The 23,003-nt window shown below is 73.2% G+C and carries 21 protein-coding genes and 1 pseudogene; 15 read left to right on the top strand and 7 right to left on the bottom strand.

Annotation, left to right across the window (positions count from 1 at the left end; all coding sequences use genetic code 11):
• Position 1: 1 nt before the first annotated feature.
• From ACIO6U_RS11470 to paaA, 5 genes are read right to left on the bottom strand one after another with little or no spacing between them, the layout of a single operon-like run.
• On the bottom strand, positions 2-1,084 hold the full coding sequence (locus ACIO6U_RS11470; protein WP_391041942.1) for a 2Fe-2S iron-sulfur cluster-binding protein: 1,083 nt from the start codon (positions 1,082-1,084) through the stop codon (positions 2-4).
• Positions 1,085-1,618, bottom strand: a complete 534-nt coding sequence (gene paaD / locus ACIO6U_RS11465) for a 1,2-phenylacetyl-CoA epoxidase subunit PaaD (protein WP_391041941.1) — start codon at positions 1,616-1,618, stop codon at positions 1,085-1,087. It lies immediately after the preceding gene.
• Positions 1,612-2,466: a 1,2-phenylacetyl-CoA epoxidase subunit PaaC gene (gene paaC, locus ACIO6U_RS11460; protein WP_401717788.1), complete on the bottom strand. Its 855-nt coding sequence runs from the start codon at positions 2,464-2,466 to the stop codon at positions 1,612-1,614. The genes paaD and paaC overlap by 7 nt, the downstream gene beginning before the upstream one ends.
• Positions 2,463-2,759: a 1,2-phenylacetyl-CoA epoxidase subunit PaaB gene (paaB, locus tag ACIO6U_RS11455; RefSeq protein WP_188279883.1), complete on the bottom strand. Its 297-nt coding sequence runs from the start codon at positions 2,757-2,759 to the stop codon at positions 2,463-2,465. Before paaB ends, paaC begins: the two co-directional genes overlap by 4 nt.
• A complete protein-coding gene (paaA, locus tag ACIO6U_RS11450; RefSeq protein ID WP_401717785.1) occupies positions 2,756-3,739 on the bottom strand; it encodes a 1,2-phenylacetyl-CoA epoxidase subunit PaaA in 984 nt (327 codons plus the stop codon). The genes paaB and paaA overlap by 4 nt, the downstream gene beginning before the upstream one ends.
• Positions 3,740-4,038: 299 nt before the next feature.
• On the opposite strand from paaA, the gene ACIO6U_RS11445 reads away from it, so the two are divergent.
• Genes ACIO6U_RS11445 through ACIO6U_RS11435 form a run of 3 tightly spaced genes read left to right on the top strand, consistent with a single transcriptional unit; the run spans position 4,039 to position 6,928 of the window.
• On the top strand, positions 4,039-4,704 hold the full coding sequence (locus tag ACIO6U_RS11445) for a DUF5819 family protein (protein WP_401717782.1): 666 nt from the start codon (positions 4,039-4,041) through the stop codon (positions 4,702-4,704).
• Positions 4,701-6,005, top strand: coding sequence for an HTTM domain-containing protein (locus ACIO6U_RS11440; RefSeq protein WP_401717779.1), 1,305 nt, complete (start codon positions 4,701-4,703; stop codon positions 6,003-6,005). Before ACIO6U_RS11445 ends, ACIO6U_RS11440 begins: the two co-directional genes overlap by 4 nt.
• Positions 6,006-6,043: 38 nt before the next feature.
• The gene (locus ACIO6U_RS11435; RefSeq protein ID WP_401717777.1) at positions 6,044-6,928 is read left to right on the top strand and encodes a TrmH family RNA methyltransferase; all 885 of its coding nucleotides are present in this window, start codon (positions 6,044-6,046) and stop codon (positions 6,926-6,928) included.
• 9 nt (positions 6,929-6,937) lie between these two features.
• Here ACIO6U_RS11435 and paaN read toward each other — a convergent pair whose 3' ends face one another.
• Positions 6,938-8,614: a phenylacetic acid degradation protein PaaN gene (gene paaN / locus ACIO6U_RS11430; protein WP_401717774.1), complete on the bottom strand. Its 1,677-nt coding sequence runs from the start codon at positions 8,612-8,614 to the stop codon at positions 6,938-6,940.
• A 155-nt stretch (positions 8,615-8,769) separates the two neighbouring features.
• Here paaN and ACIO6U_RS11425 point away from each other — a divergent pair, with 155 nt between their 5' ends.
• The 3 genes from ACIO6U_RS11425 (at position 8,770) to ACIO6U_RS11415 (ending at position 11,714) form a co-directional block, all read left to right on the top strand.
• Positions 8,770-10,257, top strand: a complete 1,488-nt coding sequence (locus tag ACIO6U_RS11425; RefSeq protein WP_401717771.1) for a 3-hydroxyacyl-CoA dehydrogenase — start codon at positions 8,770-8,772, stop codon at positions 10,255-10,257.
• A gap of 7 nt (positions 10,258-10,264) precedes the next feature.
• Positions 10,265-10,852, top strand: coding sequence for a TetR/AcrR family transcriptional regulator (locus ACIO6U_RS11420; protein ID WP_401305523.1), 588 nt, complete (start codon positions 10,265-10,267; stop codon positions 10,850-10,852).
• 79 nt (positions 10,853-10,931) lie between these two features.
• Positions 10,932-11,714 (top strand): alpha/beta hydrolase family protein, encoded by a 783-nt coding sequence (locus ACIO6U_RS11415; protein ID WP_401717768.1) that lies wholly within the window; start codon positions 10,932-10,934, stop codon positions 11,712-11,714.
• A 38-nt stretch (positions 11,715-11,752) separates the two neighbouring features.
• On the opposite strand, the gene ACIO6U_RS11410 is transcribed toward ACIO6U_RS11415, so the two are convergent.
• Positions 11,753-12,235, bottom strand: a complete 483-nt coding sequence (locus ACIO6U_RS11410) for an Lrp/AsnC family transcriptional regulator (RefSeq protein ID WP_188279875.1) — start codon at positions 12,233-12,235, stop codon at positions 11,753-11,755.
• Positions 12,236-12,415: 180 nt separating this feature from the next.
• Between ACIO6U_RS11410 and pdhA the strand changes: the two genes are divergently transcribed.
• From pdhA to ACIO6U_RS11365, 9 genes and pseudogenes are all read left to right on the top strand, one after another.
• Positions 12,416-13,516 carry a pyruvate dehydrogenase (acetyl-transferring) E1 component subunit alpha gene (gene pdhA / locus ACIO6U_RS11405; RefSeq protein WP_401305528.1) on the top strand — a complete coding sequence of 367 codons (1,101 nt, stop codon included), beginning with the start codon at positions 12,416-12,418 and terminating at the stop codon, positions 13,514-13,516.
• The gene (locus ACIO6U_RS11400; protein ID WP_401717764.1) at positions 13,513-14,541 is read left to right on the top strand and encodes an alpha-ketoacid dehydrogenase subunit beta; all 1,029 of its coding nucleotides are present in this window, start codon (positions 13,513-13,515) and stop codon (positions 14,539-14,541) included. The genes pdhA and ACIO6U_RS11400 overlap by 4 nt, the downstream gene beginning before the upstream one ends.
• Positions 14,541-15,872 carry a dihydrolipoamide acetyltransferase family protein gene (locus tag ACIO6U_RS11395; RefSeq protein WP_401717761.1) on the top strand — a complete coding sequence of 444 codons (1,332 nt, stop codon included), beginning with the start codon at positions 14,541-14,543 and terminating at the stop codon, positions 15,870-15,872. Before ACIO6U_RS11400 ends, ACIO6U_RS11395 begins: the two co-directional genes overlap by 1 nt.
• 135 nt (positions 15,873-16,007) lie before the next feature.
• Positions 16,008-16,987, top strand: a pseudogene (locus ACIO6U_RS11390) (DUF6457 domain-containing protein).
• On the top strand, positions 16,984-18,555 hold the full coding sequence (locus ACIO6U_RS11385; protein WP_401717759.1) for a molybdopterin molybdotransferase MoeA: 1,572 nt from the start codon (positions 16,984-16,986) through the stop codon (positions 18,553-18,555). Before ACIO6U_RS11390 ends, ACIO6U_RS11385 begins: the two are co-directional and overlap by 4 nt.
• Positions 18,556-18,725: 170 nt before the next feature.
• Positions 18,726-19,865 (top strand): TrkA family potassium uptake protein, encoded by a 1,140-nt coding sequence (locus ACIO6U_RS11380; RefSeq protein WP_188279870.1) that lies wholly within the window; start codon positions 18,726-18,728, stop codon positions 19,863-19,865.
• A 324-nt stretch (positions 19,866-20,189) separates the two neighbouring features.
• Positions 20,190-21,149 carry an NAD(P)H-quinone oxidoreductase gene (locus ACIO6U_RS11375; RefSeq protein WP_355336726.1) on the top strand — a complete coding sequence of 320 codons (960 nt, stop codon included), beginning with the start codon at positions 20,190-20,192 and terminating at the stop codon, positions 21,147-21,149.
• 160 nt (positions 21,150-21,309) lie between these two features.
• Positions 21,310-22,038, top strand: a complete 729-nt coding sequence (locus tag ACIO6U_RS11370) for a hypothetical protein (protein WP_401717755.1) — start codon at positions 21,310-21,312, stop codon at positions 22,036-22,038.
• A 101-nt stretch (positions 22,039-22,139) separates the two neighbouring features.
• On the top strand, positions 22,140-22,844 hold the full coding sequence (locus ACIO6U_RS11365; RefSeq protein WP_401717752.1) for a PadR family transcriptional regulator: 705 nt from the start codon (positions 22,140-22,142) through the stop codon (positions 22,842-22,844).
• The last annotated feature ends 159 nt before the right edge of the window (positions 22,845-23,003 follow it).

Below are 23,003 nucleotides of genomic sequence, written 5' to 3'. Positions count from 1 at the left end.
GTCAGGCGTCGAAGTCCACCTCGACGACGGAAGTCACCGGGTGCGACTGACAGGCCAGCACATATCCGGCCTCCGTCTCCTCGGGCTCCAGCGCGTAGTTCCGGTCCATCCGCACCTCGCCGCTGACCAGCCGCGTCCGGCAGGTCCCGCAGACCCCGCCCTTGCAGGCGTACGGGGCGTCCGACCGGTTGCGCAGCACCGTCTCCAGCACCGACTCCCCTGCCAGGGACGGCCATTGACCGCCGCGGCCGTCGAGCGTCGCCCGTACGGTGCCGCCGCCGGGTATCGGCTCGGCCGCGGTGACGGCCGCCGGTACCTCGTCCACATGGAAGATCTCCTGATGGACGCGGGACCGGGGGACACCCAGCGTGCGCAGCGCCCGCTCGGCCGCGCCGACCAGTCCCAGCGGGCCGCACAGATACCAGCCGTCCACCGCCGCCACCGGCATCAGCGCCGGGAGCAGCGCCGTCAGCCGCTCCGCGTCCAGCCGCCCCGACGGCAGCCCCGCCTGCTGCTCCTCGCGGGACAGCGCGGACACCAGGTGGAAGCGGTCGGGCCAGCGGTCCTTGAGGTCCGCGACCTCCTCCAGGAACATCGTGGACGCCGCCGTACGGTCGCTGCGCACCAGGCAGAAACTCGCCCCCGGCTCACGCGCCAGCGCGGTGCCGATCTGCGACAGCACCGGTGTGATGCCGCTGCCGCCGACCACCGCGGCGAACCGCCCCGGCCTCGGCTCCAGCACGAACCGCCCCGCGGGCGTCATCACCTCCAGCACATCGCCCGCGGCCAGCTCCTTGAGCGCGTAGGTGGAGAACTCCCCCTGCTCGACCAGCCGCACCCCCACCCGCAGGGTCCGCGGCCCGGGCTCCACGCCGTCGTTCCCGAAACCCTCCTCGGGCAGCACCGGGTCGCACAGCGAATACGTGCGGCGGATCTCCACCCCGTCGGCGAACCGGCGGATCGCTATGTGCTGCCCCGGCGCGTACCGGTACTCCGCGCGCAGCTCCTCGGGGACCTCGAAGGCGATGGTCACCGAGTCGTCCGTGAGCGGGCTGACCTCCGTCACCCGGAGCGGATGGAACATTCACAGCTCCTTGAAGTGGTCGAAGGGCTCGCGGCAGGACTCGCAGCGGCGCAGCGCCTTGCAGGCGGTGGACGAGAACGGGCTGAGCAGCCGGGTGTCGGTGGAGCCGCAGTGCGGGCAGCGCACGGTCAGCTCCACGGCGACGGGCCCGCCGCCCGCCGGTCGCGCACCGGCCAGCGGGCGCGGCGGCGCCACACCGTGCTCGGCGAGCTTGCGGCGGCCCTCCGCGCTGATCGCGTCGGTCGACCAGGCGGGGGAGAGCACGGTGCGCACCTCGACGTCCGACATGCCGTGCTCGGTCAGCACCTCGGTGATGTCGGTGGCCATCGTGTCCAGTGCCGGGCAGCCCGTCCACGTCGGCGTCAGCTCGACCTCGACCCGGCCGGGCCCGGTCACCCGCAGGTCGCGCAGCACCCCCAGCTCGGCCAGCGAGATCACCGGCAGCTCGGGATCCGGCACGGCTCCGGCCAGCCGCAGCAGCTCCTTCTCCAGCGCGCTCGTCGCCTCGGCGGCGGGCGCGCTTCCGGTCACCATGACGCACCCGGGTGAGCGCGGTGCAGGTGCTGCATCTCGGCGAGCATCCGGCCGAACGCCTCGGTGTGCACACCCTGCCGTCCGGCCCCCGCCGACCACGGCGTCCGGTCGACGCCCTGGGGTATCTCCAGCGTGGCCCGGTGCAGGACGTCGGTGACGCGCTCCAGCCACGGCTCGCGCAGCGCCGGAAGGTCGGTGCCGAGCCCGTCGAGCGGTTCGAACAGTTCCCCGGTGTAGCGCCACAGGCCGTCCACCGCGCGCTGCGTGCGCCGGTGACTCTCCTCGGTGCCGTCGCCCAGCCGCAGCGTCCAGTGCTCGGCGTGGTCGCGGTGGTAGGCGACCTCCTTCACCGCTTTCGCGGCCAGCGGCGCCAGCTCGCCGTCCCCGGCCGCCAGGGCGGTGAACAGCAGCTCCTGGTGGACGGAGAAGAAGAGCTGCCGCACGATCGTCTCGGCGAAGTCCCCATTGGGCCGCTCCACGAGCTGCACATTGCGGAATTCGTGCTCCTCGCGGCCGAACGCCAGCTCGTCCTCGTCGCCGACCAGCGAGAGCAGGGTGCGGGCCTGCCCCAGCAGGTCGAGCGCGATATTGGTGAGGGCGACGTCCTCCTCAAGGACCGGCGCGTTCCCCGCCCACTCCCCCAGCCGCTGGGCGAGCACGAGCGCGTCGTCGCCCAGCGCGAGCGCGGCGGGGGCGGAGGCCCGTGCGGGGCGCGCCGCGGTGGCCGATGCCGTGGTCGTAGAAGAGGCCGTAGCCGTAGCCGTAGCCGTAGCCGTAGCCGTAGCCGTAGCCGCAGCCGCAGCCGTGGCCGTGGCCGGGCCCGGTGCGGGGTTCGGTGCCGTGTTCACAGGTGCTTCACCCCTTCCGGGATCTCGTAGAACGTCGGGTGCCGGTACGGCTTGTCGGAGGCCGATTCGAAGAACGGGTCCTTCTCGTCGGGGGAGGAGGCGGTGACCGCGGACGACGGCACCACCCAGATCGAGACGCCCTCGGCCCGCCGGGTGTAGAGATCCCGCGCGTTGCGCAGCGCCATCTCCGCGTCGGGCGCGTGCAGGCTGCCCGCGTGGCTGTGGCTCAGGCCGCGGCGGCTGCGGACGAAGACCTCCCACAGCGGCCAGTCGCCGCCCGTCTGCTCGGTCATGCCCGTGCCTCCCCGTGCTTGGCCGCGTATGCGGTGGCCGCCTCCCGGACCCAGGCGCCGTTGTCGTGTGCGGCGCGGCGCCGGTCGATCCGCTCCTCATTGCACGGCCCGTTGCCGCGCAGCACCTCCTGGAACTCCGTCCAGTCGATCGCCCCGTAGTCGTAGCCGCCCCGCGACTCGTTCCACCGCAGGGCGGGGTCGGGGAGGGTGAGCCCCAGCACCTCGGCCTGCGGGACGCAGATGTCCACGAAGCGCTGCCGCAGCTCGTCGTTGGAGTGCCGTTTGATCTTCCAGGCCATGGACTGGGCGGAGTGCGCGGACTCGTCGTCGGGCGGGCCGAACATCATCAGCGAGGGCCACCACCAGCGGTCCACCGCGTCCTGCGCCATCGCGTGCTGCGCCGGGGTGCCGCGGCTGAGCGTCAGCAGCAGCTCGTAGCCCTGCCGCTGGTGGAAGGACTCCTCCTTGCAGATCCGCACCATCGCGCGGGCGTAGGGACCGTAGGAGCAGCGGCACAGCGGCACCTGGTTGGTGATCGCGGCGCCGTCCACCAGCCAGCCGATGGCGCCGACGTCCGCCCAGCTCAGGGTGGGGTAGTTGAAGATCGAGGAGTAGCGCTGGCGGCCCGCGTGCAGCTTGTCGAGCAGCTCCTCGCGGCTGACCCCGAGGGTTTCCGCGGCGCTGTACAGATAGAGCCCGTGCCCGGCCTCGTCCTGCACCTTGGCCATCAGGATCGCCTTGCGGCGCAGCGAGGGCGCGCGGCTGATCCAGTTGGCCTCCGGCTGCATCCCGATGATTTCGGAGTGCGCGTGCTGGGCCATCTGGCGGACGAGGGTGGCGCGGTAGGCGTCCGGCATCCAGTCGCGCGGCTCGATCCTGGCGTCCTCGGCCACCGCGGCGTCGAACGCGGCCAGGAAGGCGTCCTGCCCTGCCGCCACCGCCTCCCCTGCGGTCGCCGCCGGCTCTGCCGTCGTCGTCATGCGGACCCCTCCTTCGTCATCACCGTCATCGGTGCCATCAGGCGTGCCACTCGGGCTTCGGCGCGGGCTCGACCACCCGTCCCGTCACCGTCACCGGCTCCATCGGACGACCGGCCGGCCGACTCCTCAACCGACCGACCGATCGTTCGGTTCGTTCCATGGTCGGTGGCGGGCCGAAGGGTGTCAAGGCCACCTCCCACGCCTGTGGATAACTCGGTATGGTCCCCGCCGGGACCTGCGGTGGGTAGCGTGCTGCCCGGCAGGCGTGCGTGCCCGGCACGGGTGAGAGCGGAGAGACGATGGAGTCATTCGAGGGGCCGCCGCCCCGGACCGCGGCGCTGTCCACGCCCGCGCGCATAGCCGTCGCCCTGGCGATCGGCGCGGTCGTCGTGGGCGCGCTGTACCACCTCGGCATGGTGTTCCTGCACGTCGCGCCCTCGAACACGCTCAGCAGGGAGCACGGCGCGGCGGTCGACGACTACGTCTATCCGGAGTTCGAGCAGAACTGGAAGCTGTTCGCGCCCGACCCGCTGCAACAGAACATCCATGTGCAGGCCCGCGCCGAGGTCCGCAAGCCCGACGGCAGCCTCTCCACCACGGGCTGGGTCGACCTCACCGCGATGGACGTCGCCGCGATGCGGCACAACCCCGCCCCCAGCCACACCCAGCAGAACGAGCTGCGCCGCGCCTGGAGCTTCTACACCGACACCCACGACGACAAGGAGCAGCCCACCGGCGGCGACCGCAGCGACATGAGCCGTACGTATCTCCAGCGGATTTTGCAGGAGCGTTTCGGCCCGCGGCTCAACGGCGGTGACGTCGTCCGCGTACAGGCACGTTCCGCCACCACCGCGGTCCCGCCGCCGTCGGGCAACGGGCAGCAGACCGGCACCCAGCCCTACTACCGGGAACTGCCCTGGTGGCCGGTCACCACCGCGGCCGCCGGTCAGGAGAACGCATCGTGAGCGCGCGCGACTCCTTCGTCCCCTCGCCGTTCGCCGGACTCGGCAAAGGACTCGACCGCGCCGTCGCGCGGGGGATCAACGCCATCACCGGCCGGGCCATCGGCCCGTACCAGAGCGCGATCATCCGGATCGGCTTCTCGCTGACCTGGCTGCTGTTCCTGCTGCGCGAATTCCCGCACCGCGCCGAGCTGTACGGCCCCGACGCGCCCTGGAGCTGGGACCTCGCCAAGCGGCTGGTCGCCGGGAACCACGCCTTCACCGTGCTGCTGTGGAACGACGGCCGCGCCTGGTTCGAGTGCGTCTACGCCTTCGCGATCGTCGCCAGCGCGATGCTGCTCCTGGGCTGGCGGACCCGTACCGCCTCGGTGTTCTTCATGATCGGCGTGCTGTCGCTCCAGAATCGCAGCGTCTTCGAGGGCGACGGCGGCGACAACGTCATCCACCTGATGGCGATCTACCTCGTCTTCACCCGCTGCGGCCAGGTCTGGTCGCTCGACCGGCGCCGCGCGGCCCGCGGGGAGGCGGCCGAGGCGGGTGCCGGACCGCCGGCCGCTTCCGCGTCCGACGCGGAGCCGGGCGCCGATCCGGTCGGCGTCGCCCTGTGGGCGGTGTTCGGCTTCGCGCTCGTGGCGGCGACGCTGTTCGGCAAGCTCAGCACCGGATGGGCGGTGCTGTTCTGGCTGTTCTGGCTGGTCCAGGCGCTGTGGTGGGCGGTGCGGCGGGTCGCGCCCGGCGAGCCGCGCACCGTGCTCGACATCATCGCCAACGTCATCCACAACGGCGCGATGCTCGTGATCGTCGCCGAGGTCTGCCTGATCTACTCCACCGCGGGCTGGTACAAGATCCAGGGCAGCCGCTGGCAGGACGGCACCGCGCTCTACTACCCGCTCCATCTGGACGACTTCACCCCCTGGCCCGCCCTGTCGCACGCCCTGGCGGGCAATGAGCTGATGGTCATGCTCATCACCTACGGCACGGTCATCGTCCAGGTCGCCTTCCCCTTCACCCTGTTCAACCGCCGGGTGAAGAACGTGCTCCTGGTCGCGATGATGCTGGAGCACGCCTCGATCGCCGTCGTGCTCGGCCTGCCCTTCTTCTCCCTCGCGATGATCGCCGCCGACGCGGTGTTCCTGCCGACGGCCTTCCTGGTCTGGGCCGGGGACCGGCTCGTACGGCGGCTGCGGCCGGGTGCCGCGCGCCCGCGGCCGGTGGTCCACGGGCAGCGCACCGCCCCCGACGACGCGTCCGCCGAGCCGGGCGAACCGGCCGTGGGACCACCGCCGCCCAGCGCCGTGACATGACGTGATCGGGCAGACGGGCCGCACCGTACGCTGAGGCCATGACCGAGGACGAGGCCGCCCACCGACCCGGCGCCGCAGCCGAACCCGACCCGGCGACCGGAGCCGACCCGGCGACCGAAGCCGCTCAGGCCACCGGGGCCGACGCGGCCACCGCAAGCGCCACGGCCGCCGTCCTCGCCTGGCAGGCCGCCGCGCCGGACGCGGTGCTGCTCGACGGCTTCCACGCCCTCAAGCACGCGCTGCGCTTCGGCGCCCGCGTGCGCACCGCGGTCAGCAGCGACAAGGCGGCCGTGCTGCGCCTCGCGGCGGAGCTGGCCCCCGACCTGGCCGAGGAGCTGGCGGCGCGCGTCACCGAGATCCCCGCCGCGGCGCTGCGCGGGCTGGTGACGCGGGTGCACCCCACCGCGGTGGCCGCGCTCGCCGACCGGCGCGACCGGGCGGCCAATCTGGCGCTGCTGGCCGAACGGCCCCGGCAGGCACCGGTCGTCGTCCTGGACAGCCCGCGCAATCTCGGCAACGTCGGGGCGGTGATCCGGCTGGCGGCCGGATTCGGCGTCACCGGCGTGGTCAGCACCGGAGATCTCGACCCCTGGCACCCCAACGCCCTGCGTGCGGGCGCCGGACTGCACTACGCGACCGCGGTGGAACGTACGGCCGCCGACGCGCTGCCGCCGGGACCGCTGTACGTCCTCGACCCGGAGGGCAAGGACATCCGCTCCGTCGAACTCCCCGACGACGCGCTCATCGTCTTCGGCTCGGAGCGGCACGGCGTCTCCGACGAACTGCGCGGACGCGCCGCCGAGTTGGTCGCCCTGCCGATGCGTCCGCAGGTCTCCAGCTACAACCTGGCCACCAGCGTCGGCATGGCGCTCTTCCACTGGGCGGCCACGTCCCGCTCGCCGCGGGTACCCGGCCGCCCCTGAACCCCGCGATCAGGCGGGCCGCCGCACCTCCACCATCCGGAAGCGGCTCGCGACGAACGCGCCGTCGCACAGCGCCGCGTTGGCCGCCGGATTGCCGCCGGAGCCGTGGAAGTCGGAGAAGGCGGCCGTCTGGTTGACGTACACACCGCCGGTCAGATTGAGCGAGAGCTGCGCGCACTCCTCCCAGCAGACCTCCTCCAGGCCGCGCTCCACCTCGGCGGAGGTGGTGTAGCCGCCGACCGTCATCGCGCCCTTGTCGCGGACGGTACGGCGCAGCAGCTCCAGCGCGTCGGCGGTCGAGTCCACGGCCACGGCGAAGGCGACCGGGCCGAAGCACTCCGACAGATACGCCGCCTCGGCGTCCGGCTTTGCGCCGTCGAGCTTGACCAGCACCGGGGTGCGGACGACCGCGTCGGGGAAGTCCGGGTGGGTCACCGAGCGGGAGGCGAGGGCGACTTCGCCCAGCCCGGGGGCCGCTTCGAGCCGTGTCTTGACGTCCGGATTCACCAGGGCGCCGAGCAGCGCGTTGGCCCGCGCGTCGTCGCCGAGCAGCCCGTCGACCGCGCCCGCGATGTCGGCGACCACCTCGTCGTAGCTCCGCCGTCCCGCGTCGGTGTCGATGCCGTCGCGCGGGATCAGCAGATTCTGCGGGGTGGTGCACATCTGGCCGCTGTAGAGGGACAGCGAGAAGGCGAGGTTGGAGAGCATGCCGCGGTAGTCGTCGGTGGAGTCGATCACCACGGTGTTGACGCCGGCCTTCTCGGTGAAGACCTGCGCCTGGCGGGCGTTGGCCTCCAGCCAGTCGCCGAAGGCGGTGGAGCCGGTGTAGTCGATGACCCGGACCTCGGGGCGCAGCGCCAGGGTCTTGGCCAGGCCCTCGCCGGGCCGCTCGACGGCCAGGCAGACCAGGTCGGGCGAGAAGCCCGCCTCGGCCAGCACCTCGCGCGCCACCCGTACGGTCAGGGCCAGCGGCAGCACCGCGCGCGGGTGCGGCTTGACCAGCACCGCGTTGCCGGTGGCCAGGGAGGCGAAGAGCCCCGGATAGCCGTTCCACGTCGGGAAGGTGTTGCAGCCGATCACCAGGCCGATGCCGCGCGGCACCGCGGTGAAGGACTTCCGCAGATTGAGCGGGTCGCGCTTGCCCTGCGGCTTGATCCACTCCGCGGTCTCCGGGGTGCGGACCTGCTCCACGTACGCGTACGCCACCGCTTCGAGGCCGCGGTCCTGCGCGTGCGGGCCGCCGGCCTGGAAGGACATCGTGAACGCCTGCCCGGAGGTGTGCATCACGGCGTGCGCGAACTCGTGCGTCCGCGCGTTGATCCGCGCCAGGATCTCCAGGCACACCATGGCGCGCGCCTCGGGTCCCGCGTCCCGCCAGGCGGGCATCGCGGCGCGCATCGCGGGCAGCAGCACGTCCGGATCGGGGTGCGGGTACTCCACACCGAGGTCCGGGCCGTACGGGGAGCGCTCGGTGCCCGTCCAGCCGTCCGTGCCGGGCTGGTCCAGCTCGAAGCGGTGGCCGAGCAGCGCGTCGAAGGCGGCCTTGCCCTCGTCGGCGTCGGCGTACGCCTTGGGGTGCTCGGGGTAGGGCGACCAGTACGCCCGGGTCCTGACGGCATCGAGCGCCTTGTCAAGCGTGTCACGATGGCGTTCGATCAAGGTCACGGCGGAGACAGTGGCGGACATGGCGGACCAACTCCTCGTCGAGCTGGGCTGAGTAGCAGAGACAACGCTAGATTAACCGAATGTTCGGTCGGGACAAGAGGGACGTCCCGGCCTGTGGATAACTCGGAAAGACCCGGCAGGATCTCCGCAGTACCTCGGGAAGGAGCTGTGCCACCGTGACCGCACTTGACCGCGGCGGTGTCGTCGCCGTCGTCGGCGCAGGCACCATGGGCCAGGGAATCGCGCAGGTCGCGCTGCTCGCGGGGCACCGCGTGCTGCTGTACGACGCCGCGCCGGGACTGGCCGCGAAGGCCGCGGCGGGCGTCGGGGCGCGGCTGGCCCGGCTGGCCGAGAAGGGCCGCCTCGACACGGCCGAACACCGGGCCGCGCTGGACCGGCTCGTCCCCGCCGACGGCATCGCGGACCTGGCACCGGCCGCGCTCGTCGTCGAGGCCGTCGTGGAGGATCTGGCCGTCAAGCGGCGGCTCTTCGCCGCACTGGAGGAGACCGTCGGCGACGGCTGCCTGCTGGCGACCAACACCTCCTCCCTGTCGGTGACCGCCGTCGCGGGCGCCCTGCGGCTGCCCGGCCGCCTCGTCGGCCTGCACTTCTTCAATCCGGCCCCGCTGCTCCCGCTGGTCGAGGTCGTCGCGGGCGCCGCCTCGGACCCCGCAGCCGTCGACACCGCCTACGACACGGCCGCCGCCTGGGGAAAGACCCCGGTGCGCTGCGCCGACACCCCCGGCTTCATCGTCAACCGGATCGCCCGTCCCTTCTACGCCGAGGCCCTGCGCGTCCACGAGGAGCGGGCCGCGGACCCCGCCACCATCGACGCGGTGCTGCGCGAATGTGGCGGCTTCGCCATGGGCCCCTTCGCGCTCACCGACCTGATCGGCCAGGACGTGAACGAGGCGGTCACCAGATCGGTGTGGGAGTCGTTCTTCCACGACCCCAAATTCACGCCGTCGCTCGCCCAGCGCCGCCTGGTGGAGTCCGGCCGCCTCGGCCGCAAGACAGGCCGCGGCTGGTTCGTGTACGAACCGGCGCCGGAGCATGGCGCCGCGCCCGGACCGCACACCGCGGAGCCCGCGGACGCGCCGCAGCGCGTGGTGCACGGCGATCTGGGTCCCGCGCAGGCCCTCGTCGGCCTGGTGCGCGCGGCCGGGATCGAGGTCACCGAGGACGACGGCGTCCAGGGCTTCGAGCTGAGTGACGGAACGTATCTCTACCCGGCGGACGGCACCCTGGAGCCGGGTATCCAGTTCGACCTGGCGGCCGACTACACGACGGCCACCAGGATGGCGCTCGCGCGGACCCCGGAGGTGCCGGACGCGGCGCTCGCGGAGGCCGTCGGGCTCTTCCAGGCGCTCGGCAAGCAGGTCAGCGTCATCCGGCTGGTCCCCGGACTGATCGTGGCGCGGACGGTCGCGATGCTGGTGGACCTCGCGGCCGACGCCGTCGCCAAGGAAGTGGCGTCCGCCGCCGATGTCGACACCGCCATGCGCCTCGGTGTGAACTACCCGCTGGGCCCGCTGCAATGGGGCGAGCGGCTCTCCCTGTCCTGGGTGCGCGAAACGCTGGAGTCGCTGCACTCGTACTACCCCAACGGCCGTTACGCGCCTTCGGTCGAAGTGCTGTGGCGCGCGAGGGCGGAGGAAGAATGATCTCCTCATGACCATGCCCAAGCGCGACACCTATACGCCGGATTCGCTGCTCGCCGTCGCCGTCGAGGTCTTCAACGAGCGCGGTTACGACGGCACGTCCATGGAGCATCTCTCGCGCGCCGCGGGCATTTCGAAGTCGTCGATCTACCACCATGTGCGCGGCAAGGAAGAACTGCTGAACAGGGCGGTGGGCCGCGCCCTTGAGGGGCTTTTCGGCATCCTGGAGGAGCCCGGAGCGGTCGACGGCCGCGCGGTGCGGCGCCTGGAGTACGTCACCCGGCGTACGACAGAGGTGCTGATGGCGGAACTTCCCTACGTCACCCTTCTGCTGCGGGTGCGCGGGAACACCGACACCGAGCGCTGGGCGATGGAGCGGCGCAGGGAGTTCGACCAGCGGGTGGCGGATCTGTTGAAGGCGGCGGTCGCGGACGGCGATCTGCGCGGCGACGTGGATGTCAGGCTGGCGACCAGGCTGCTTTTCGGGATGATCAACTCGATCGTGGAGTGGTACCGGCCGGAGGCCAAGGGCGCGCTCGACCGGCAGCAGGTGGCGGACGCGGTGGTGCGGATGGCGTTCGACGGGCTGCGTACGTAGCGACGGCGAGCCGGGCGACCGTGCGGTCGGATGGTCCAGACCATTGACCCACCGGGGGTGGCCCCGGCACGATCCAGCCATGTTCTCCGCTGAGCGATCTGTCGCGCGATTCGGGCCGCCGGTGCGGGCGGTGGCCGCCTCCGCGCTGGCCGTCTCCCTCCTGCTGCTGGCCGGGTGCGGAGGCGGCGGGGGCGCCAAGGACAAGGACAGGGCCGCGCCCGCCCCCACGCCCACCGCCACGGTGAACGGCTTCGGCTGCCTGTCACCCGAACAGGCCAAGGCGGGCTCGGTGAGTTTCCCGGCCGGGGACGGCCAGGACGTCGAGGGCTATCTGACCGGCACCGGCGGCACCGGGCTGGTGCTCGCCCACCAGGCGGACGGGGATGTCTGCCAGTGGGTGCCGCACGCGCAGGACCTGGCCGCGGACGGCTACCGCGTGCTGGCCGTGAACTCCGCGGGCAGCGAGGTGCGGGAACTCACCGCGGCGGCGGCCTACCTGCGATCCAAGGGCGTGACGAAGCTGCTGCTGGTCGGCGCGTCCAAGGGCGGTACGGCGGTGCTGTCCGCCGCGGGCACCATCACGCCGCCGGTCGACGCCGTCGTCTCGCTGTCCGCGCCCTCGACGTACTCCGGCATGGACGCCTCGATGGTCGTACCGAATCTGACGATGCCCGTCTTCTACATGGCCGCCGAATTGGACAGCCCCTTCCAGGACTCCACGAAGGAGCTGAGCAAGCTGACGAAGAAGGCGAAGGAGAACGACCTGACGATCGTCGGCGGCTTCAACCACGGCGTGAGCATGCTGTCCGACGAGGCGAACTACGCCAAGGTCAAGGCGTTCCTCAAGAAGTACGGCGGCTGACCGGAGGCGCTGGTCGCGGTCGCGGCCGGCACCGGTCCTCAGTCGCCGACGACCTGGTCGGTCTCCTCGAAGACCAGCAGGGTGCGGCTGCTGAGGACTTCCTCGATGGCCTGGAGCCGGGTGAGGACCAGTTCGCGCAGGGTCCGGTTGTCGGCGGTGTGGACCAGTAGCAAAACATCGAAATCACCACTTACCAGGGCAATGTGGGCAACACCCGGAAGAGTGATGAGTTGTTCACGGACGGTCCGCCAGGAATTCTGGACGATCTTGAGCGTGATGTACGCGGACGCGCCCTGGCCCGCGCGTTCGTGGTCGACGCGAGCGGTGAAACCTCGGATGACCCCGTCCTCGATGAGCCGGTTGATCCGGGCGTACGCGTTCGCCCGTGAGACATGCACGCGCTCGGCGACGGAGCGTATCGAGGCCCTTCCGTCCTCCTGGAGCAGCCGCAGGATCGTGCGGTCGATCGGGTCCAGCGGTCGGACCTCCGGGTCCTGTGCGGCCATCTGTTCTCTCGCCATCCCCCCGTGCCTCCTTACCATGGACGTACTGGCTCCATCTCAGGCTGTGCAGAACCGTTTGTCCACAGGCGAAACCACCCTGTAGCCAAAATGCCTCCGGCGACCGAACAATCGGTAGGGAGCGACACCCGCTCACGCCCGATCGCTTTTTCGGTCACCGACCACAAGGAGGTGCTCGCGATGACCGTGCTGGACACCCCTGCCTGGCGCCCCCGCACCGAAGCCGCGCCGCTGCTGCCCGACCCGGAGCCGTACCGGCTGCTCGGCACCCCCGCCGCCGCGGAGCTCGACCCCGCCCTGCTCCGCACGCTGTACGGGCAGCTCGTCCGCGGCCGGCGCTACAACCGGCAGGCCACCGCCCTCACCAAGCAGGGCAGGCTCGCCGTCTACCCGTCGAGCACCGGTCAGGAGGCCTGCGAGATCGCCGCCGCTCTCGCGCTGCGGCCCCGTGACTGGCTGTTCCCCAGCTACCGCGACACCCTCGCGGTGGTCGCCAGAGGCGTGGACCCGGTCGAGGCGCTGACACTGCTGCGCGGCGACTGGCACACCGGTTACGACCCGCACGAACACCGGGTGGCGCCGCTCAGCACCCCGCTGGCCACGCAGCTCCCGCACGCGGTCGGGCTGGCCCGCGCCGCCCGGCTGACCGGCGACGACGTCGTGGCGCTCGCCATGGTCGGCGACGGCGGCACCAGCGAGGGCGACTTCCACGAGGCGCTGAACTTCGCGGCCGTCTGGCAGGCCCCGGTGGTCTTCCTCGTGCAGAACAACGGCTTCGCGATCTCCGTGCCGCTCGCCAAGCAGACCGCGGCCCCTTCCTTCGCCCACAAGGCGGTCGGCTACGGGATGCCGGGACGGCTGGTCGACGGCAACGACGCGGCCGCCGTGCACGAGGTGCTGACCGAGGCCGTCGGGCGGGCCAGGGACGGCGGCGGCCCGACGCTCGTGGAGGCCGTCACCTACCGGATGGACGCGCACACCAACGCCGACGACGCCACCCGCTACCGCGACGACGACGAGGTCGCCGCCTGGCGCGCGCACGACCCGATCGCCCTGCTGGAACGGGAGCTGACCGGCCGCGGACTGCTCGACGACGACGTCAGGCGGAGCGCGGCCGACGAGGCCGAGACCATGGCGGCGGACCTGCGGGAGCGGATGAACGCCGATCCGCGGCTCGACCCGATGGAGCTGTTCGCCCACGTCTACGCCGAGCCCACGCAGCAACTGCGGCAGCAGGAGGCCCAGTTGCGGGCCGAGCTGGAAGCGGAGCGGCAGTCATGACCACCGTCGCACCGACCGCGGGCCGCGCCGCCGCGCCCACCCGCAGACCCGCCACCATGGCGCAGGCCCTCAACCAGGCGCTGCGTGACGCGCTCACGGCCGACGACTCCGTCCACGTCCTCGGCGAGGACATCGGCACCCTGGGCGGCGTCTTCCGGATCACCGACGGGCTCGCCGCCGAATTCGGCGACAGCCGCTGCACCGACACTCCGCTCGCCGAGGCGGGCATCCTCGGCGCGGCGGTCGGCATGGCGATGTACGGGCTCCGCCCGGTGGTCGAGATGCAGTTCGACGCCTTCGCCTACCCGTCGTTCGAGCAACTCGTCAGCCATGTGGCGAAGATGCGCAACCGCACGCGTGGCGCGCTGCCGCTGCCGATCACCATCCGCATCCCGTACGGCGGCGGAATCGGCGGCGTCGAGCACCACAGCGACTCCTCCGAGGCGTACTACGCGCACACCCCCGGCCTCCACGTGGTCACCCCGGCCACCGTCGAGGACGCCTACGGGCTGCTGCGGGCGGCCATCGCCTCCGACGACCCGGTGGTCTTCCTGGAGCCCAAGCGGCTCTACTGGTCCAAGTCCGACTGGTCGCCGGTCGCGCCGGCCGAGGTTCCGCCGATCGGCCGCGCCGTGGTGCGGCGCACCGGGCGCACCGCGACGCTGGTCACCTACGGCCCCTCGCTCCCGGTCTGCCTGGAGGCCGCGGAGGCCGCCAAGGAGGAGGGCTGGGACCTGGGCGTGGTCGATCTGCGCAGCCTCGTGCCCTTCGACGAGGAGACGGTCGCGGCGGCCGTACGCGGCACCGGGCGGGCGGTCGTCGTGCACGAGTCGTCCGGTTTCGGCGGCATGGGCGCCGAGATAGCGGCCCGGATCACCGAGCGCTGCTTCCACCACCTGGAGGCGCCGGTCCTGCGTGTCGCCGGATTCGACATCCCCTACCCGCCGCCGATGCTGGAACGGCACCATCTGCCGGGCGTCGACCGGATTCTCGACGCCGTCGGCCGCTTGCAGTGGGAGGGCTGATGGCCGTCGTCAAGGAATTCACGCTCCCCGACCTGGGCGAAGGGCTCACAGAGGCGGAGATCGTGCGCTGGCTGGTGGAGGTCGGCGAGGTCGTCGCCATCGACCAGCCGGTGGTCGAGGTCGAGACCGCGAAGGCCGTCGTCGAGGTCCCCTGCCCCTACGGCGGTGTCGTGACCGCCCGCTTCGGTGCCGAGGGCGACACCCTCGACGTGGGCCGCCCCCTGGTCACGGTCGCGGTGGGTTCGCACTCCGACGCGGCCGGGAACCCGGCGGGCCCGGACGCCTCGGGCGACTCGGACGCCTCGGGCGGCGGGGCCGATGAGGGCTCGGGCAATGTGCTGGTCGGTTACGGCACCGGTACGGCGGTGGCGCGGCGCCGCGGACGGGTGCGGGCGGTGGACGGGTCGGTGCAGGCGGCGGTTTCGGTCACCGAGGTGCCTGTCGCCGGGGCGCCTGTCGCTGACGGCCCGGTGGCCGTCATATCGCCGCTGGTCCGGCGGCTGGCCAGGGAACACGGGCTGGACCTGCGGGCCCTGGCCGGTACGGGGCCCGACGGGCTGATCCTGCGGGCGGACGTCGAGCGCGCGGTGGCGGCTCCGGCGGCACCTGCCGTGGCTCCGGCCCCGGCTCCCGCGCCAGCGGGGGAGGAGCGGGTGCCGCTGCGCGGGGTACGCGGCATGGTCGCGGACAAGCTGGCCCGCAGTCGGCGGGAGATACCGGACGCCACGTGCTGGGTGGACGCCGACGCCACCGAACTGCTGGCCGCGCGGGCGGCGATGAACGCCTCGGGCGGCGAGCGGATCTCGGTGCTAGCCCTCTTCGCCAGGATCGTGACGGCCGGGCTGGCCCGTTACCCGGAGCTGAACGCCACGGTCGACACCGAGCGGCGCGAGATCGTACGGCTGCCAGCCGTCCACCTCGGCTTCGCGGCGCAGACCGAACGCGGCCTGGTCGTGCCTGTCGTGCGCGACGCCCACACCAGGTCCACGGCCGGGCTCTCCGCGGAGATCGGCCGCCTGACCGAGGCCGCTCGGACGGGGGCGCTGACGCCGCGGGACCTGACCGGCGGCACCGTCACGCTCAACAACTACGGGGTCTTCGGGGTGGACGGTTCCACCCCGATCCTCAACCATCCCGAGGCCGCCATGCTCGGTGTCGGCCGTATCGCCCCCAAGCCGTGGGTTCACCAGGGCGAGTTGGCCGTGCGTCACGTCGTGCAGCTCTCCTTCACCTTCGATCACCGGGTCTGCGACGGTGGGACCGCAGGGGGGTTCCTTCGCTTTGTCGCTGACTGCGTCGAGAGCCCGGCCGTTCTCCTCGCCGCCGTCTGACCCCCGGGCGCTGGGAGGTCCCCCCGCGCCCCTTAAAAGATCGGCGCACCGTCCAGCGCGGGGGCGCGCCTAAAAAGATCGGGGTGCGCCGGGGCCGGGGATACTCGGGGGGTGGCGACTGGGTTTGATGGGGTGGTGTTGGCCGGGGGTGGGGCGAGGCGGCTCGGGGGGGTGGACAAGGCGGCGGTGGAGGTCGGGGGGCGGATGCTGCTCGACCGGGTGCTGGCGGCGTGCGCGGGGGCGGAGCGGACGGTGGTCGTGGGGCCGCGCCGGGGGACCGTACGGCCGGTGAGCTGGGCGCGGGAGGAGCCGCCGGGGGGCGGGCCGCTGCCCGCGCTCGACGCCGGGCTGACCGCGTTGGCCCACTTGGCCCCATCCGGGCCGCCGCTTCCCGCGCCGGAAATCGTCGTCGTGCTGGCGGCCGATCTGCCGTTCTTGACGGTCGGCGCCGTGACCGGCCTGGTGGAGGCGCTGGGCGCGCTCGGCACCGGGACGGAAGGGGTGCTGCTCACCGACGCGGGAGGGCGGGATCAGCCGTTGGCGGGGGCGTATTGGGGGGAGGCGCTGCGCCGGGAGGTGGCGCTGCTCAAGGGGGAGCACGGCGGGCTGGCGGGGCTGCCGTTGCGGCTGCTGACACGGGAGCTGGTGGTGCGCAGGCGGGCCGATCCGACGGGGGACGCGTCGTTCGACTGCGATACGTGGGAGGACGTGGCGGTGGCGCGGGCACGGCTGGACGGGGTGTCCGAGGGGTGAGCCTGTCCCACAGTGAGCCGGGTTTCAGGGACCATGGCCCTGTGTTGGACGAATGGATCGCAGCAGCCAAGACCGAACTGGGTATCGAGCTGGACGTGGACACCGGCGTCCTGCTCGATCTGGCCCGCGACGCGGCGCACGGCGTCGCTCGTCCGGCCGCGCCGCTGACCACCTTCCTGGTGGGTTACGCGGCGGCGCGCGCGGGCGGCGGCCCCGAGGCCGTACGGGAGGCGGCCGACAAGGCCGCCGCCCTGGCCGTGCGCTGGGCGCAGGAGGCCGACGCGCAAGAGGCCGACGCGCGGAAACCAGGCACCCCCGCCACCCCCGGCACCCCCGGCACCGACCCGGAACTGGCGGAATGAGCGGCACCCGTCCCGGCGCGGGCGCGTTCGACGCGGGCGCCTTCGACGCGGGCGCCTTCGACCCGCGCGCCTCCGACCCGCGCGCCTCCGACGCGGCCGACCGCGCGCTCGACGACGCCCTCGCCCTGGCGAACGAGTCGCGCCGTACCGCCGCCGGCGCGGCCCGTCCCGGAGGCCAGGACCGTAACGACCCGCTGTCCGTCGCCCTCCGCCACGGCCGGGACGACACCGCCCCCACCCCGGAGGGCCCCGCGCCCCGGCCCCCCGTCCAGGGCCCGGCCCCCGCGCAGGCACCCGCCCAACCCCAGCGCCAGCCCCAGCCCCAGCCCCAAACCCCGCTCCCCTCCCCCGCCGACGCCGTGCCGTGGCCCGAGGCGCGGCGGATCGCGCGCCGCGTCGGCCGCCGACTCGGCTCCGAAACACGGGAGTTGGGAGAGGACCTGCTGGGCATGACGCTGGCCAGGGCGCTGACGGCGCTGACGGACCTGCCGTCGTTCGACTCCTCCGCGATGGACGGCTGGGCGGTGGCGGGCCCGGGCCCGTGGCGGCTGCGCGGCGCCTCGGTGCTCGCCGGACAGCAGCGCCCGGCGGAGCCGCTGCTCGTCGGCCACGCCGCCCCCATCGCGACCGGCGCCGCCGTGCCGACCGGCACCACCGCGGTGCTGCGCAGCGAACACGGCTGGACGCAGCGCCGCACGGACGGCGAGTGGTTGCAGGTGCGGTCGCCGCACCCCGCGCCCGCGCCGGGCCAGGAGGTCAGAATGCGCGGCCAGGAGTGCAGGGGCGGCGAGGAGTTGCTGCCCGCGGGCACCGTCGTGACGCCCGCCGTACTCGGTCTGGCCGCCGCCGCGGGCTACGACGAGCTGACCGTCACCGTACGGCCGCGCGTCGAAGTCCTGGTCCTCGGCGACGAGTTGCTGGACCACGGCCTGCCCAGGTCGGGGCGGGTACGGGACGCGCTCGGCCCGATGCTCCCGTCGTCGCTGCGCGCGCTCGGCGCCGAAGTGGTGGCGGTACGGCGGCTGGTGGACGACGCCGACCTCCTGCGCAGGGCGGTCCGCGAGAGCACCGCCGACCTCGTGGTCACCACCGGCGGCACCGCGGGCGGACCGGTCGACCACCTGCACCCGGTCCTCGCCGCGCTCGGCGCGAAACTGCTGGTCGACGGCGTCGCCGTCCGCCCGGGACACCCCATGGTGCTGGCCGAACTCCCCTCGGGCACCCACCTCATCGGGCTGCCCGGCAACCCGCTGGCCGCCGTGTCCGGCGTCCTGACCCTCGCCGCCCCCCTGCTGCGGACCCTCGCGGGCCGCCCCGTACCGGCCCCGTACGCGGCCCCGCTCACCGCCGACGTGCCGGGTCACCCGGTCGACACCCGGCTCGTCCCGGTCGTCTTCGACGACGACTCCGCCGCGCGCCCGCTCACCTACTCCGGCCCCGCCATGCTCCGCGGCCTCGCCGCCGCCGACGGCATGGCCGTGATCCCGCCCGGCGGCGCCCGCGCGGGCGACGACACGGCCGTACTCGACACCGGGGCGCTCGCGCTGGCGTGGGGGAGCGGCACGTGAGGGCACCCCGGTGCGTACGCGGTGGTGCTCGATACGTGAAGGTACGGGGTACGTGACCGCCGTCAGCCCATGTCACGTGGTACGTGATCCCGTACGCGAAGCGATACGTCGTCGGACCGGTGGACGACACCGGTATATGAAGGTGAGCGGCACATGATGGGGAGCGGGATATGAAACTGCCCCGGTACGACGCGGCGGCCGGTCGCGCCGATCCTCCCCCCGGCGGCGCGGACGGCGCCGACGGCACGGGCGACGGCAGCGCCTCGGCGGCGATCTCCGCCGGTACGGCGGGGTACCGCCGGGTGGCCTTCCCGCGTCCCGCCGCGGGCCCGCTGCTCCAGGTCTCGCGCCGCCTGCTGATGGCGCTGCTGGTCCTGCTCGCCACCGTCCTGATCGTCTACTTCGACCGCGGCGGCTACCACGACAACGCCAACGGCTCGGTGTCGTTCCTGGATTCGCTCTACTACGCGACGGTGACGCTGTCGACGACCGGCTACGGCGACATCGTCCCGTACAGTACGGGCGCCCGGCTCGCGAACACCTTCCTGGTGACGCCGTTGCGCGTGATCTTCCTGATCATCCTGGTCGGGACGACCCTGGAAGTGCTGACCGAGCGGACCCGCGAGCAGTTCCGCCTCAAGCGCTGGAGGAGAACCTTGCGCGATCATGTGGTCATCGTCGGATACGGGACCAAGGGCCGGTCGGCGGCCCAGACGTTGATCGGCCGCGGCATCCCGCAGAGCCGGATCGTGATCGTCGACCCGAGCCCCAAGGTCGTGCAGGCCGCGACCGACGAGGGGTACGTCGCCGTCGTCGGCGACGCCACCCGCAACGACGTGCTGCTGCGGGCCGAGGCCCAGGTCGCCAAGGAGATCGTCATCGCCGCGCAGCGCGACGACACCGCCGTGCTCGTCACGTTGACCGCGCGTCAGCTCAACAAGCGCGCCCATATCGTCGCGTCCGTCCGCGAGGAGGAGAACGCGCCGCTGCTGCGGCAGTCCGGGGCCAACGCCGTCATCACCAGCTCCAGTGCCGCCGGGCGGCTTCTCGGGCTGTCCATGCTCAGCCCCAGCGTCGGGGTCGTCATGGACGACCTCATCACTTACGGGAGCGGGCTCGATCTCATCGAACGGCCGGTGACCAAGGCCGAGGCGGGGCAGGCGCCGCGTGACCTCCACGACCTCGTCGTGTCGGTCAAGCGGGGGCATCGGCTTCTCGACCACGACGATCCGGAGGCTGCGCCTCTGCTTCTCACCGACCGCGTGATCGCCATCCACCGTGCCGGGCCCGCCGGCCCGCCCCTCGCCTAGGTCCCCGCCCGCACGTGCGCAGGGCGTGTTTTTTAGGGGCGCGGCCCCTCGCGTCTCCTTCGCCTCGGGCCGCGCGCCGGGCTGGCGCAGGGCGTGCCTTTCAGACGGCGTCTGCCCCGCTGGGGCCGGTTTTTCGGGCGCGCCCCCGTGCTGGCTGGTCGCGCAGTTCCCCGCGCCCCTTAAAAGATCGGCGGGCCGTCCGGCGCAATGGAACCGGCGGGGGCCGTGCCCCCGGAGAGACTCGGCGGGCCGTCCGGCGCAAGGGAAACGGCGGGGTGGGGCCGTGGCGGGCTGGGGGGCTGAGGGCAGCGGTAGCCTCGGGGGATGTATGCGATGACGATTCCGGAGCCGGGCGGGCCCGAGGTGTTGACGTGGGCGGAGGTGGGGGATCCGGTCGCGGGGGAGGGCGAGGTCGTCGTCGAGGTGGCGGCGACGGCGGTGAACCGGGCGGATCTGTTGCAGCGGCAGGGGTTCTACGAGCCGCCGCCGGGGGCGTCGCCGTATCCGGGTCTCGAGTGTTCGGGGCGGATCGTCGAGGTGGGCTCCGGGGTCGCGGGGTGGCGGGTCGGGGACGAGGTGTGCGCGCTGCTCGCGGGCGGCGGGTACGCGCAGAAGGTGGCGGTGCCGGCGGGCCAACTGCTGCCGGTGCCCAAGGGGATCGACCTGGTGACGGCGGCGGCGCTGCCCGAGGTGACGGCCACGGTGTGGTCGAACGTGTTCCTCACCGCGCACCTGCGCCCCGGCGAGACGCTGCTGGTGCACGGCGGCTCCAGCGGGATCGGCACGATGGCGGTCCAGCTCGGCAAGGCGGTGGGGGCGACGGTCGCCGTCACGGCGGGGAGCGCCGAGAAGCTGGCGGCCTGCCGGGAGTTGGGCGCGGACATCCTGATCAACTACCGCGAGCAGGAGTTCGAGAAGGCCGTCACGGCCGACGTGATCCTCGACATCATGGGCGCGAAGTACCTCGGGCGGAACGTGGACGCGCTCGCGGTCAACGGCCGCCTGGTCGTCATCGGCCTCCAGGGCGGCCTCGTGGGCGAGCTGAATCTGGCCACGCTGCTGAGCAAGCGCGCCGCCGTCGCCGCGACCTCGCTCCGGCCCCGGCCGCTGGACGAGAAGGCCACGATCGTGGCGGCGGTACGCGAGCACGTGTGGCCGCTGATCGAGGCCGGAACCGTACGGCCGGTCGTGGACCGTACGCTCCCGCTGCGGGACGCGGCCGAGGCGCACCGCGTGGTGGACGGCAGCACCCACATCGGAAAAGTGCTCCTGACCACGGCATGAACACGCCCTCTCGCGGATAACGGTCCGATACGGAGCCGGCCGTCCGGGATGCCGGAAATGTTGCCGCGTGTGACGCTGAATCCACACAGGGTTCGGTGGAGAGGCGGGACGTGTGCGGCGGGCACCCGACAGGCGAAGCGCGATACGGAGGGCGGCGCCCGTGCTGCTCGCGGGGGCGCTGCTCGTTCCGGCGACGGCGACGGCGACGGTGATGGCGACGGGCTCCGCGTGGGCGGTCGCGCCCGGGCCCGACGAGCCCACGGCCCCGGCGGTCCGTCCGCTCCCGGCGCCGGGCGCGGACATCGTCACCGAGGTGCTCACCGGGCTGGTCCCCGGCCTCGTCGGCCGGCACGAGACGGTCGGCGGCCCCGGACTCGGGGGACGCCAGGACGCCGCGCCGACCACCGGGCCCAGCGGGCCGCCGGTGACGGAGGAGCCCACCACCGAGCCGACCGCTCCGGCCACCCCCACCCCCACCGCTCCGGCCGCCAAGCCGGCCCCCGACCCCACGGTCGGCGTCCGGCCCCCGGCCTCCCCCGCCGTTCCCGCCACCCCGGCGGGCCCGCTGCGGCCACCGGTCCCGACGCCGACACCGACGTCCGTACCGGGCGACGGGGCCGCCAGGCCGCCGCTCACCCCGCCCGTACGGTCCACCTACGGCGCCGCGCGCTCGGCGCCCTTCCTGGTCCCTGACGGCGGGCCCGCCCAGGCCCCGCCGCGCCCTTCGGCACCCGCAGGACCCGACGCCGCCCGCACCCAGGCCCGCGCGCAGACTCCCGCCGTCTACGAGCCCGGCCGCCGCGTCCTGCGCATCCTCCCCTTCGGCGCCGGCCTCGCCCTGGTCGGCCTGGGTCTCGGCTTCCTGGGCCTGCGCCTGCGGCGCGACTGACCCCGAGGCGGTCGCACGCGCCCCTCATGTCCCGTTGTGCCCGGTCGGACGGGTCGCCGCGGCCTTGAAAGGCGGGTCCATACTCGGTATACATACTCAGTATGTCGATCCGCCACGGCCTGCTGGCCCTCCTGGAGCGGGGGCCGCGATACGGCTTCCAGCTCAGAACAGAGTTCGAGTCCCGCACCGGTTCCACCTGGCCGCTGAACGTGGGGCAGGTGTACACGACGCTGGCGCGGCTGGAGCGCGACGGGCTGGTGGTGCCGGCGGGCGAGGACGACGCCGGACACGCGCTGTACGCCATCACGGAGGGCGGGCGGGGTGAGCTGCGGGAGTGGTTCGCCCGGCCCGTGGACCGGGCGAATCCGCCGCGGAACGAGCTGGCGATCAAGCTGGCCATGGCGGTCGGATCGCCGGAGGTGGACGTGCGGGCCGTCATCCAGGCGCAGCGCGCGCACACCATCCGGGCGATGCAGGACTACACCCGGCTGAAGGGCCAGGCGCTGGAGGCGGCGCCCGCGCAGAGCGGGGCGCCGGACCGCGACGACGTGGCCTGGCAGCTCGTTCTCGACCAGCTCATCTTCCAGGCGGAGGCCGAGGCGCGGTGGCTCGACCACTGCGAGACCCGGCTCGTACGGCTGACGGCGCTGGCGCCGACGGCCGAGCCCGCCGCACCGGCCCCGACTCCCGATCCCGCCGACCCCGCCGACGGCGGCGGCCTGGACGACGGGAAGGACGACGGGAAGGACGCCGCGCCGGACGGGGTGCTGCGCGGCGCGCTGAGGCGGACCCGGGCCCGCCGCTGAGCCGCGCGCCGACCGGCACCCGGCCCCGTACGCCTGACCGCGTACGCCCCACCCCGTACGCCCCACCCCTGCGCCCGGCCGCGTCGCGCGGCCACCTCCCGGCCAGGACCGGCCCGCCCGACCAGCGGCCGGACCACCGCCACCCGAGCACCCCGAAAC

Source organism: Streptomyces sp. NPDC087422 (assembly GCF_044744145.1).
Taxonomy (GTDB): Bacteria; Actinomycetota; Actinomycetes; order Streptomycetales; family Streptomycetaceae; genus Actinacidiphila.
This window is presented reverse-complemented; position numbering and strand designations above follow the sequence as displayed.

Coding starts and splice junctions, on each gene's coding strand:
- ACIO6U_RS11470 (WP_391041942.1), bottom strand. CDS start 1,084: ATGTTCCATCCGCTCCGGGTGACGGAGGTCAGCCCGCTCACGGACGAC.
- paaD (WP_391041941.1), bottom strand. CDS start 1,618: ATGGTGACCGGAAGCGCGCCCGCCGCCGAGGCGACGAGCGCGCTGGAG.
- paaB (WP_188279883.1), bottom strand. CDS start 2,759: ATGACCGAGCAGACGGGCGGCGACTGGCCGCTGTGGGAGGTCTTCGTC.
- paaA (WP_401717785.1), bottom strand. CDS start 3,739: ATGACGACGACGGCAGAGCCGGCGGCGACCGCAGGGGAGGCGGTGGCG.
- ACIO6U_RS11445 (WP_401717782.1), top strand. CDS start 4,039: ATGGAGTCATTCGAGGGGCCGCCGCCCCGGACCGCGGCGCTGTCCACG.
- ACIO6U_RS11435 (WP_401717777.1), top strand. CDS start 6,044: ATGACCGAGGACGAGGCCGCCCACCGACCCGGCGCCGCAGCCGAACCC.
- paaN (WP_401717774.1), bottom strand. CDS start 8,614: ATGTCCGCCACTGTCTCCGCCGTGACCTTGATCGAACGCCATCGTGAC.
- ACIO6U_RS11420 (WP_401305523.1), top strand. CDS start 10,265: ATGACCATGCCCAAGCGCGACACCTATACGCCGGATTCGCTGCTCGCC.
- ACIO6U_RS11415 (WP_401717768.1), top strand. CDS start 10,932: ATGTTCTCCGCTGAGCGATCTGTCGCGCGATTCGGGCCGCCGGTGCGG.
- ACIO6U_RS11410 (WP_188279875.1), bottom strand. CDS start 12,235: ATGGCGAGAGAACAGATGGCCGCACAGGACCCGGAGGTCCGACCGCTG.
- pdhA (WP_401305528.1), top strand. CDS start 12,416: ATGACCGTGCTGGACACCCCTGCCTGGCGCCCCCGCACCGAAGCCGCG.
- ACIO6U_RS11400 (WP_401717764.1), top strand. CDS start 13,513: ATGACCACCGTCGCACCGACCGCGGGCCGCGCCGCCGCGCCCACCCGC.
- ACIO6U_RS11395 (WP_401717761.1), top strand. CDS start 14,541: ATGGCCGTCGTCAAGGAATTCACGCTCCCCGACCTGGGCGAAGGGCTC.
- ACIO6U_RS11385 (WP_401717759.1), top strand. CDS start 16,984: ATGAGCGGCACCCGTCCCGGCGCGGGCGCGTTCGACGCGGGCGCCTTC.
- ACIO6U_RS11380 (WP_188279870.1), top strand. CDS start 18,726: ATGAAACTGCCCCGGTACGACGCGGCGGCCGGTCGCGCCGATCCTCCC.
- ACIO6U_RS11375 (WP_355336726.1), top strand. CDS start 20,190: ATGTATGCGATGACGATTCCGGAGCCGGGCGGGCCCGAGGTGTTGACG.
- ACIO6U_RS11365 (WP_401717752.1), top strand. CDS start 22,140: ATGTCGATCCGCCACGGCCTGCTGGCCCTCCTGGAGCGGGGGCCGCGA.